The sequence below is a fragment of the Streptomyces sp. NPDC055103 genome, from assembly GCF_053607625.1.
In genome coordinates this window covers 55,092-66,851 of sequence record NZ_JBSGTX010000050.1, presented here as the reverse complement: position 1 = coordinate 66,851, position 11,760 = coordinate 55,092, and the positions used below count along the sequence as shown (strand labels likewise).

Genomic DNA, 11,760 nt, shown 5'->3' with positions numbered 1-11,760 from the left:
TTTAAACCCATAACACGTAAACCCCGATCGGTGTGTGTCTCGGGGGCTCGGTTTTGTTTATACGCCCCCGGTTGGATTCGGGTCAACCACCGGGCCCCGCCCCGCCGCCCTCCCCGGGGGGGCGCGGCCTTCACCTGCTCGGATCAGTGGACCGGCGTCGAGGCGGAGGCCCGGGGGCCACCGCCCATGGTGACCCGCAGCCGGTCCGGCGTCAGCCGGCCGTCGGCCTGCTTCAGGGTCACGTCGATCCAGCCCTGGTGGCCGTCGGGCAGCGTGACGTAATAGACGTCCCGCCCCGTCCGCTCCGGAGCCAGTCGCCTGACGAGTCGCCAGGACAGCTGCTGCCCCTGGTACTTCACTGATGTCACCGACGTTCCCCGCTCAGCGGTGAACACCACGTACGACTCCGCGAAGCCCATGCCGGGGCCGAAGAGCGCCGCGAGGTCCGAGCCCTTCCGCTCCGGCGTCACTCGCCCCGCGCCGCACGCGATCTCCTGCGCCGCGCCCGAGGAGGTCTGCCCGAAGCAGACCTTGCCGTTCGTCGTCTCCCACAGGTAGGAGACGGCCTTCCCGGACTGCCGGGCAAGGCTGAGCCCCTTGTCCGTGGGGGCCGCGCCGGACCGTCGAGCCTGGTCGGCGACCGCCGCCTCCAGCTGGGCCGGGTCGGGCTGCCGCCCGCCCGGAGTCGTACGGGACGCCGGGGAGACGGAGCCGCCCGGGGTGCCGGCCGGTGCGTGCCCGGCCGGCTGCGGTCCACATCCGGCTGCCAGGAGCAACGCCGAGGTGACCATCAGCAGGAGACGCGTGGCACGGCCGCGGCGCGAGGTCATCGGCCGCACGTTCCCACCTGGGTGCACATGACCACGTCCAGCCTCACCAAGTTGGGCGGAGCGTCCTTGAACTTGTTGCCCTGCCAGGTGTGGATGTCGAACGTACCCCAGCTCTTGGTCGTCGTCTTGCCTTCCGCGTCCTGGTAGACGGTGTCGAACCGGGTGACATAGCCGGAAGGCACGTAACCGAACAGCTCTCCCTTCTTGAGCGTCATCGTGCTGGCCTCGGCGGCGGTCGACGTGTTGGTCTTGGTGTCGGAATTGGTCCAGGTGTAGTCGCCGTTGAGCCCGAACGTCGTCTCGACCGAGCCTTCGGCGACCAGCGGGATGCTCGCCTTTCCACCCGCCTTCACCGATGCCGCCCAGCCGAACTTGTCGGCGAACTGCTCCATCGCCGCGTACATGGCGGCATAGGTGTAGGTGAACGCCAGCGTCTGGTCCTCGGTGACCTCGCGGACGTTGGCTCCGGTCGAGAAGTCGGTCCACGGCCCCTGGTACGTCACGACAGTGGATACGGCCCTGGTGCCGGCCGGACCGTTGGGCACCGCGACGCCCTTGGGCAGCTGGGGCGGCAGCTGCTGGCAGCCGTCGCAGTAGTGCTTCCCGGACGAGCCGGACCCGCCGCCACCGCCACCGCCTCCACCGCCACCGCCACCGCCACCGCCACCGGAGGTGGTGGTGGTTTTCGGGGTGTAGCCGACGGACTCCTGGATCTCCTTGGAACAGTTGGCCAGGTCGTACAGGCACGAGTTCGGCGGGGAGCCGATCTCGGTGCCGGCCGGGTCGGTCAGGGTCAGCGGGTTGTTGTTGCTGTACGTGTAGGCGTTGTGCTGCCGCGGGTCCTCGGTCACGAACAGCGGGTCGACCGAGATGAAGCGGCCGGTCGACGGGTCGTACTCACGGGCGCCGAGGTGCACCAGGCCGGTCGCGGCGTCGTTCGTGCCGCCGACGAAGCCCTTGTCTCCCGCCCAACCGGTGGGCAGGGCGCCACGCGCGCCGCCGAAGATCGCGGTCTTTCGGCGAGTGACGGTCTGCGCCGCGTCGGCCGTGATCTGGGTGGTGCCGGTGCCGTGGTGGTCGCCCAGGACGAATGTCAGCTTTCCGGCCGTCCGCACGGCGATCGTCTGCGTGCCGGACATGTAGTACCGGGTCCCGCTCAGCACCCCGCTCGCGCTCCGGCGCAGCTCGTTGCCTCCCGGGAGGTACAGGGTCGTGCCCGTGGCGTCCTCGGCGAGAAGCCGCTGGCCCTCGGTGTCGTAGAGGTAGGCGACCTTCTCGGCCGCGCCCTCGGTGACCGACGCCAGGTGCCCCTCGTCGTCCCAGCTCAGCGTCTGCTCGGCGGCCGCCCCGATCTTGCGGGTCCGGGTGTTGCCGGCCGCGTCGTAGGAGAAGGTCTCGTCGTGCGCGTCGGCGCCGGTCTGGGTGACCTTGGGCAGGTCGTGCCTGCCGGTGGTCGGCGCCGCGTACGTACGGGTGGCGGCCGTCGGATTCGAGGCGGTCGTGTGCCGGGTCTCGGTCTTCCGGTTGCCCATCACGTCGTACGTGTACGACGTCCAGTAGGCGTCCTGCCCGCCGACGACCGACGTCGAAGGCGTGGTGGCGCACTGCTGGCCGGTGTTGCTCCATGCCTCGGTGATCCGGCCCAGCGGGTCGAGGTCGACGCACTGGGTGTCGGTGGTGCGGGCGGCGTCCTGGCCGTAGGCGGTGGCGACGGAGACGACGTTGCCCGACGGGTCGTAGCCGTAACTGGTGTCCTCGACGCGCTGCGGGGCCGCCTCCCGGTCGGTGTAGGTGCGGCTGAGAGCGCCGGAGTGCTCGTCGTACTCGTTCGACACCCATACGTGCTGGGCGAACTCGCCCAGTTCCATACGGGTGTTGCGGCCGTAGTGGTCGTAGGTCATGGCGGAGACGAGCGGGTCGACGCCCGCGCCGACGGTGTTCAGCAGGCTGCTGCCCGCCACATAGGTGTTGGCGACCTTCTCGGCCGGCAGGTCACCGATGGCGGGGTGCTGGGTCCACATGACGTCGCCGGTGTTGGCGTTGTACGAGGTCGTCCACTTGTAGACGCCGGCCGGCGCGCCCTCGCCCTCCGGGACCGTCAGCTGGGTGACGACCGGCTTGTAGAGGCTGTTGTACGTGGTGATCGCGGACTCGTACGCCTTGCCGCCGACCCAGCGGGTCGACTTCGACAACTGCCCCTTGGCCACGGTGTCGTACTCCCACGACGTGAGCCTGGTGGCGCCCTTGATCAGTGCGGTCTTGCGTCCCAGCTCGTCGTAGTCGGTGTGCAGGGTGATCCCGCGTCCGACGTGGGTGACGTCCGTGGCGCGGTCGCCCTGGTCGTACGTCGTCTTCGTGGTGCCCTTGTCCGGGTCGTCGACCTGGATCCGGCGGCCGCGGACGTCGTAGGTGTACGTCCAGGTCGCGTCCGAGGGGTCCGTGATGGATGCCATCCGGCCCCGCTTGTCGAAGCTGTACCGGGTGGACTGGTGGGCGGTTCGGGCCACGTCCGTGTACTGCCGCGACTCGATCGTGCGTCCCAGTGCGTCCACGACCGTCGTCGACGCCGTTCCGCCCTGCGGCGGGACGACAGTGGTGGTGTCACCCGTGTACAGGGTGACGGTCCGCCGGGTCTCGTCGCCGAACCGCTTGGAGATCTGCGCCGTGACGCGCCCGGCCCCGTCGTACTCGGTGTCGGTGGACGCCGGGTACTTCAACTCCTGACCGGTGGCCAGGACCGGCTCGGCCGCTCCGGTCGCGAAGAAGACGCCGGAGGTGCGCCATGCCTGGCCGCGGGTGTCGTAGAAGGTCTCCGTGATGAGCCGGCCTGCCCGGTCGGGCGAGTTCGTCTGTGTCTGCCGGGCCCGCAGCAGACCGTCGTAGAACGTGTACTCCGTCTGGTAGGTCGAGTCGTGGGCCAGGGTCCTGGCGGTGATGACAGCCGGAGCGTCGTTACGGAGCTGGTACTCGAAGACCCTGTTGGGGGAATTGGGGTAGGTCGTGGCGGAACGGGTCGGCAGCCACACCTTGGTGACCCGGCCCAGCGCGTCGTAGGCGGTGGTCGTCACCTTGCCGTTGGCATCGGTCACCTGGGTGGGCTGGCCGCGCAGCGGGTCCATCCGCGTGGTGGCCGTGTGGTTGCGCGCGTTGGTGACCACGACGGTGGTGGGCGCCTCGCCCGTGGCCGGTGTGTACGCCGTCCTGGTGATCTTGCCGTAGGCGTCCGCGGCGGTCAGGCCGCGGCCGTAGACGTCGAAGTCGGCGGCCGGGGTGCCGGCCGTGACGTCGTAGCCGTTACCCGCGCCGTTGATCCGCTCGGACCGGGTGACATCGCCCTTCGTCGGCGCCGCTCCGAGAGCACCGCCGTCGTAGTACGTCCTCACGTCGTCGATCACGTCGCCCGGCCGGGCGACAGTGGCATCGCAGGTGACGGCGACCGTCTCGACCTGGCTGACCTTGTCGAGGATTCTGCCGGCGCCCGTACGGGCGTAGCTGGTCGTCGTGCAGCTCTCGTCGCCGGTCTTGGCGGTGTCACCTGTCGTGGACTCGGTGGCGACCATGCCGTAGCCGTCGAAGGTACGGTCGACCTCGGTGGTGCGCGTGCCGCCGTTGACGGTCGTGCGGGTCGACTCCTTCTTCACACCGGTCTGGTAGGAGACCAGGTCCGGGAGGCCGGAACGGGTACGCGTGGCGATCGCCGTGGAGCGCCACGGGGTGTACGAGGTCGCCGTCACCAGCTTGCTCGTGTCGTCGCCGTCGTACGTGATCTTCTCGCGCTGCATGCCCGCGAACGCGTCGCGGTCGGTGACCGCCACACCCGCCGAGTCCTTGACGTCCTGTCCGTCCCGGCCGCGGAAGTACCGGTTCTCCGTAAGGGTCTTCGGATCGGAGGCGGCGCCGATGCGGGTCTGGACCCGCTCGTAACCGCGGGCGACGGAGTAGGTCCGGTCCTCGGCCTTGGTGAACTCGTCCGCGCTCTTCACCCAGGCGGCTCCACCCAGGTAGGAGTAGGACGTGACCTTGTCCGGGGACTCGACGAGGTTGTCGCCCTCGACGACCTGGGTGACCACATAGGTGTTGAACCAGTCGAGCTTGGCGTCGTACCCCTCGTACGCCCACTTCACCGGGTAGCAGCGGGTGGTGTTCGTGGCGTCGGCCGCCGGCAGGGTCGTCGTGGTGCACTCCGGCTCGGAGTAATTGACCCCGATGGTTCCGCCGGTCTCGGTGGTGATCTGGTACATCCGCAGGCGGATGAAGGGGGCGAGGCCGTCGCCGGTCTTGTCGACGCGGTTGGCCCTCTGCTCACCGGCGAACGTCACGGGCGGGAGGAGGATGCTGCCGCCCGCCTTTCCGGTGCGCTGGATGGACGCGAGCCACATGGGCGTCGAGACGCCGTCGCCGGAGGCGGGGAAGCCCTGCGTCAGGCTCCAGCTGTCAACGTCCTTGTACGCCCCACCGGTCAGCGCCTTGGTGGTGATGGAGGCGAGCCGCTTGCGGGACCAGAACGTCGGGGAGAACTGGTCCTTGCACTCGGTCGAGCCGTCCTTGCAGTACTGGTCGAACGGGACGTCCGGCCAGTTCTTGGCGTTGGTCTCGTCGAAGGTGCCGCAGTTCGTCAGGCAGCGCTCGTCCACCGCGAAGTGGACCTGCGCCATCGCCTTGCCGGAGTAGACGGCGTCCGAGCGAAGGCCGTAGTCGATCCGCTCCAGGTAGCCGCCCCGGATGTACGGAGTGACCGTGGCCTTGCCGGTGGTGTCCGAGACGTTGCGTCCGTAGTTGTTCGTCTCGGTCTTCCAGTAGTACGCCATGGCGTTGTCGTGCGGGTCGACCACGTAGTCGAGCTGCCAGCGCCACGCCTGCTGGCACCAGCCGCTCGCGAAGCTAGCGTTGTAGCAGGGCTCGCCCGACTGGTTGCCGAACACCGGCACGGTCCATGTCGAGTTGGTCGAGGCGTCACCGGCCGCGGCGCCCGGGAGCCGGTTCAGGCCGAAGAAGTACTGCGTGCCGTCGGCCGTGGTGACCTTCCAGTGCTCGCCCTTGCCGTCGACACCGTCCGTACCGCCGTCGCCGTTGGTGGCACCGGTCAGCTTCTCGACCGTCGTCCCGTTGTCGGCGGCCTCGTGCCAGCCCTTGCCGGCCTGGTAGACGAGTTCGGTGGACTTGCCGCCCAGTGACAGGGTCGCGTTGTCGTTGAACCAGCACATGTCACCGACGCGCGTGGTGTTGGTACCGCCGGTCTTGTCGTCGTTGCAGGACTTGTACCTGCGCTCGATGAAGCCGGGTTCGTACGACCAGCCGTCACCGATCCACGACGGCTGGTTGTTGGAGGCCGCCGTACGGCCGTCCACCGCCTGCGAGTTGTAGTCCAGGGAGATCTTCGGCTGGAGCCCGGCCGGTACGGCGGGCACGTTGATCGGATGGGACCAGGCGAAGCTTCCCATCGACTCGCCGGCGCTCCAGGAACCGGCCGGCTGAAGGGAGGTCGCCTTGTAGTCCCCGCTGGCCCCGGCCGCCTCGGCCGCCGCGGCCAGAACGGTCGTGGCGCCGACGCCGACCGGCGCGCTCAGCAGGCCGGTCCGGGTGTCGTTGGTGGTCGGCAGCGGCTTCTGGATTCGGCACGCGGCCTTGTCAGGCGTGGTCAGCGCGCAGTCCGGCAACTGCACCAGCCGCAGTCGCCCCGCCCAGTCGCCTCCGTACGCGCCTCGGAAGGAGGAGTAGTCCACCTGGACGCGGGTCCGCACGGTCCCCGATGCGCCGTCGGTGCGGCCCACGGACAGCAGCAGCCCGTCGACTCCGGCCCTGCGGGCCGCGTTCCGTTCGGAGACCTTGACCTTGACTCCGGGGGCGGCGGCCGACTGTCCCTCATCGGTCAGAGCAACGGCAACGGGCAGACTTCCGGCCCGTACCGGCGTCGACGCGGCCCCTCGACGTGCGGCATGCGCGCCGCTCGCGGGGGTCAGTCGCACGTCGGCTGTTCCCGCGTCGGGCCAGATGACCTCGGGGCCGCCCTTCCACGCGTGGGCAGCCGCGGCATCGGGTCTCTTGGCGCCTCCGGCAGGGACGTTCTTCACCGGGACCGGTTCAGGCTGGTGCAATCCAGGAAGCGGAATTCTTTCGTCCGCATTAGCCGTCGCGGCCCCCGACATGGGCAAAAGGCCCACAGTGATGGCGGCTGCCAGTACGGCCGCCGAGCCGCGTATTCGTGGAACTCTCACAGTCACCTCACGCACAAAGCGGAAAATGTCGCCGAACGCTATCAGCGCACCCCGCAATGCGGCGGTTCACTTGAGCAAGATATGAGATCCGCACGGAAAACCGGGAAATCCCGCCCGATCGATTGACGATCGGGCGATTTGCCCACCCTGCTTGACGGCGCCGGCGCCGTCACTCCGCCCAAGCCGCCTCCCTCACTGGTCAACCCCCTGACGACCGGATCCGATGTTGCGAAAGCAATAGCGGAGGAAACCCTTCCGGTCGAAAGGCGGCCCAGAACGCGGTGATAGCGCTTGCGGCTGCAAGCGGGATTCCTCTACTCGCCATGTGTCGCCACGTGACAAGGCTGCCGAGCAGAACGAGAGCCACTCGCGACCCGTTCGAAGCCGCAGGATTTGAGGTGGACTTGAGACTTCTCTCCGAATCGGCATTCGGCAAACGATTAATGAGGGGGTTACGGTCCGGCTCGCTCGACGATCGACTATTCTGCGCTGGCGCGGGAGGCGCAGCCAGGGGGCACGCCTCCGGGCTGCCTTCTTACACGCCGCGCCATCCCACCATCACTGCGGCTTCAGAGAAGAGATCCCTTTGTCGAGTACGCGTAGCAGGAGTCGCTGGAGACGCGCGCTGCACCGGGCCACAGCGGTCGCACTTGTGGGCTCGGTCGCCATGGTGATACCGCCCGCGGCAGCCGCCGAGCGGGCGCAGGCCACTGTGGCGGCGAGCGAGGACGACGGCAGTGTCAGCCCCGAGGACAAGGCCTTGGCGGAGGCGAAAGCCACCGGGAATCCGGTCGAGTTGACCTCCGCGCGGACCGAGCTCTCCGACACCTGGGTGAACCCGGACGGCACGTTCTCCGAGAAGAAGTACGGTGCGCCGGTGCGCGTACTGCGCAGCGGCGTGTGGGTCGCCACGGACCCGACGCTCGAGTTCGCTGCCGACGGATCGGTGAAGCCCCGAGCCACCACCGTGGTCGTCACCTTCTCCGGTGGCGGCACCGGACCGCTCCTCACCGGCGTGAAGGACGGCCGCACCCTGTCGCTGTCCTGGCCGACCGCACTGCCGAAGCCGACCCTCAACGGCAACGTGGCGACCTACGCCGAAGTGCTGCCCGGCGTCGACCTCCAGCTCAAGGCGGAGGTCGAGGGCTTCTCCCAACTCGTGGTGGTCAAAACCCCCGAGGCGGCCGACAACCCGGCGCTCGCCCAGCTGAAGTACACCATGTCCACGGTCGGCGTCACGGTCGCCACCGACCCCGCGACCGGCACGGTGACCGCGACGAATCCCGCCGGGCAGACGGTCTTCACCAGTCCTTCCCCCATCATGTGGGACTCCACCACCACCGGCAGCGGGACGGAGACCCCGCAGAGCCTCACGCAGTCGTCGGCCCAGTCCCTGACGGCCACCGAGTCCGAGACGCCGGAGCCCGGCGACTCGTTCGAGCAGCCGGCCGGGTCCAAGGAAGCCGTCATGGCGACCTCCGTGATCGGCAGCACCCTCCAGATCACCCCGGACCAGCAGCTCCTGCAGGCGGCGGACACCACCTACCCCGTCTACATCGACCCCTCCTGGGCCTGGGGCGGCCGCAACAACTGGACCCGGGTGTCGAAGAAGTACCCGACCAAGAACTACCTCAACGCCAACGAGGTGGCCCGCGTCGGCTACGAGAACGAGACCAACGGGCTGTCACGGTCCTTCTTCCAGATGGACACGGCGAACGTCCGCGGGACCAAGGTGATCAGCTCCACCTTCCGCATCAAGAACGTCTGGTCCTGGTCCTGCCAGGACCGGCCGGTGCAGCTGTGGCACACCGGGGCGATCGGCAAGCAGACCACCTGGAACAACCAGCCGGGGAAGATCGACTGGCTCTACAACGTCAACGACTCCAAGGGCTGGTCCGACGGCTGCCCCGCGGGCAACCTCGAGTTCGACCTGACCTGGAAGATGCAGCGAGTCGCCGCCGCCGGCGACTCCAGCATCACCCTCGGGATGTACGCCTCGAACGAGAGCGACACCTTCGGCTGGAAGAAGTTCGACCCGAAGACCGCGACTCTGGAGACGGTCTACACCAATCCGCCCGCCACGCCGACCGGTCTGGGGACCAACCCCAAGACCGACTGCGCCACCGGCGGCCTCATCGGCAACACGACTGTCAGCCTGCACGCGTTCGTGACCGACCCCAACGCGGGTAACCTGTCGGCCCAGTTCCAGGTCTTCCGCAGCGACGGCACCCCGGTCGCCGACGAGTGGATCCCGGGACTCAAGGACCGCGTCTCCACCCTGGTGGTCCCCGACGCCAAGCTTCCGACCGGCAGTTACACCTGGAAGGTGCGCGCGTACGACCAGAGCGAGTACTCGGCGTGGAGCCAGACGTGCAAGTTCACCGTCGACCGCACCCGGCCGAACGAGAAGCCGGCGATCAGCTCGGTCACCTTCCCGAACGGTGAGAGCGGCTGGCCCTCCGGCACCGGCAAGGCCCGCACCCCCGGCTCGTTCACCATCTCCGCCAACGGTGTGAACGACGTGGTCTGGTACGGCTACTACACCTCCTGGAACCCGGACGTGAAGAGCGTCACCGTTCCCGCCGGCCAATCGGCCACGGTCCAGCTCACCCCGCCGGGCGTCGGCCCGCACTTCGTCTACGCGTTCAGCCAGGACCCGGCGGGCAACCGCTCCGACACCACCGCCTACCTGTTCTACGCCGGCCGCTCGGTCGCGCGGGACCAGCCCGGTGACCTCAACGGCGACACGCTTCGTGACATCTGGAGCAAGGACTCCTTCGGCACCCTGCTGACCTATGCCGGTCAGGGGAACGCGAAGTTCTCCTCCACCACCAACGGCGGTGTCGCCGGCCTGGGTTCGGCGCTGACGACCAGTTCGCTCGACTGGGGGCAGGACGGCTACAACGACCTGGTCACCCTGCAGCACGACACTGTCGACAACATCGACAAGCTCTGGGTCTACTCCAACAACGGCCTCGGCCGCGTACGGGCGAACAGCGTGCAGCAGATCAGTGTGAGCTGCCCCGTCCGCAACGAGGAGACGGGCTGCACCGAGGAGGGCGACGACCACTGGCAGGGCGCCTCCCAGATCGTCAACCCCGGTGACCTGAACGGGGACGGCCGGGCCGACCTGCTGGTGAAGCAGGGCAAGCGCCTGTGGGCGTACTTCGGCGAGCGCAACCTCCTCCTCGACATGCACGGCGCCCCGGTACTGGTGGGTGGCGAGGACTGGGACAAGTACACCGTCATCACCCCCGGCGACCTGAACGCCGACGGCGTCCCCGACCTCTGGCTCCGTGACAACGCCAACGGCGACATCCTGCGCACCTATGGCAAGCCGAGCGCCGACAAGAAGGCCGCCGTCGACCTGGCCACCTGGGGCTCCGCGGCCCGGACCAAGGTGGGCGTCGGCGTGACCCAGGCCTTGTACCCGGAGGTCGGTTCGGTCGGAGACCTCTCCGGCGACGGTGTGACCGACCTGTGGGCCAGGAAGGCCGACAACACCGTGTTCGGCTGGTACGGCGAGATGGTGAGCGGCGCCGTCGGCTCCTTCTCCGGCGGATTCGACATCGACGCGGTGGCCGGCGCCCGGATCGCTTCGGGCACCACCTTGGCCTCCGGCGAGCAGTTCACCACCAACGGCGCGAAGTTGGTCATGCAGACCGACGGCAACCTGGTGCTGTTCACCAAGGCCGACAAGCCGGTCTGGGCCACCAACACGGCCGGCAACCAGGGCGCCTTCGCCCGTATGCAGGCCGACGGAGCCCTCGTGGTCTACACGGCCAACGGGTCCACCACGCTGTGGAGCAGCAAGACCGGCAACAAGCCCAACTCCTACGCCGTCGTACTCGCCCGCGGAGTCCTGGTCATCTACGACGCCGTCGGCAGGAGCCACTGGACCAGCGGCGGGCAGAGCCGGCCCGACTACAACGACGACGGCTACACCGATGTCCTCGCCCGCGACGCCAACGGCGACATGTGGGTCTACCCGGGCACCGGGGGAACGGGCACCAGCACCCTGGGCAGCCGCTACTTCGTCGGCAACGGCTGGTGGCGCGACTGGTGGACGAACGCCTACAACACCGATCTCAACAATGACGGATACACGGACATCGTCGGGCGCAACCGCGACGGTGAGCTCCACCTGTACCCGGGTACCGACGGAAAGGGCACCTATCCCTTCGGCTCCCCGTCCTTCATCGGCAACGGCTGGAACACGTACGACACCCTCGGCTTCGGGGACATCAACGGAGACGGACGCACCGACGCCATCGGCCGTGACAGCGGCGGCGACATGTGGGTCTACCCGGGCACCGGAGGTACGGGCACCAGCACGCTCGGCAGCCGGATCTTCATCGGCAACGGCTGGTGGCCGGCGTCCTGGACCACCATCCGGTTCGCCGACATGAACGGCGACTACAAGGTCGACATCATGGGCCGCACCGATCAGGGTGATCTGTACGTCTACCCCAACACCAGCACCAACAACGGAACCATCAGCTTCGGCGCCCGCTACTTCAACGGCAACGGCTGGTGGAACGGGCACTGGAACCCCTTCGCCACCGACCTCGACAGCAACGGCTCGGCGGAGTCCGTCGGTGTGACCGACAAGGGAGAGCTGTACGACTTCCTCCCCAGCGGCCGCACCCTGGTCGGCGTCGGCTGGCAGTCCTTCGACGTCATCCTCTGACGTCGAGGCCGTAGTCCGGAGATGA

At 68.4% G+C, this 11,760-nt stretch carries 3 protein-coding genes; 1 reads left to right on the top strand and 2 read right to left on the bottom strand.

What is annotated here, in order from left to right:
* Window positions 1-143: 143 nt before the first annotated feature.
* Together ACWFR1_RS27790 and ACWFR1_RS27785 are read right to left on the bottom strand one after the other, a co-directional pair.
* Window positions 144-830, bottom strand: coding sequence for a hypothetical protein (locus ACWFR1_RS27790; protein ID WP_453555685.1), 687 nt, complete (start codon window positions 828-830; stop codon window positions 144-146).
* On the bottom strand, window positions 827-6,796 hold the full coding sequence (locus ACWFR1_RS27785) for an RHS repeat-associated core domain-containing protein (protein WP_453555683.1): 5,970 nt from the start codon (window positions 6,794-6,796) through the stop codon (window positions 827-829). Before ACWFR1_RS27785 ends, ACWFR1_RS27790 begins: the two co-directional genes overlap by 4 nt.
* Before the next feature lie 916 nt (window positions 6,797-7,712).
* On the opposite strand from ACWFR1_RS27785, the gene ACWFR1_RS27780 reads away from it, so the two are divergent.
* Window positions 7,713-11,735 (top strand): FG-GAP-like repeat-containing protein, encoded by a 4,023-nt coding sequence (locus ACWFR1_RS27780; RefSeq protein ID WP_453555681.1) that lies wholly within the window; start codon window positions 7,713-7,715, stop codon window positions 11,733-11,735.
* Window positions 11,736-11,760: the final 25 nt, after the last annotated feature.

Coding starts and splice junctions, on each gene's coding strand:
- ACWFR1_RS27790 (WP_453555685.1), bottom strand. CDS start 830: ATGACCTCGCGCCGCGGCCGTGCCACGCGTCTCCTGCTGATGGTCACC.
- ACWFR1_RS27780 (WP_453555681.1), top strand. CDS start 7,713: ATGGTGATACCGCCCGCGGCAGCCGCCGAGCGGGCGCAGGCCACTGTG.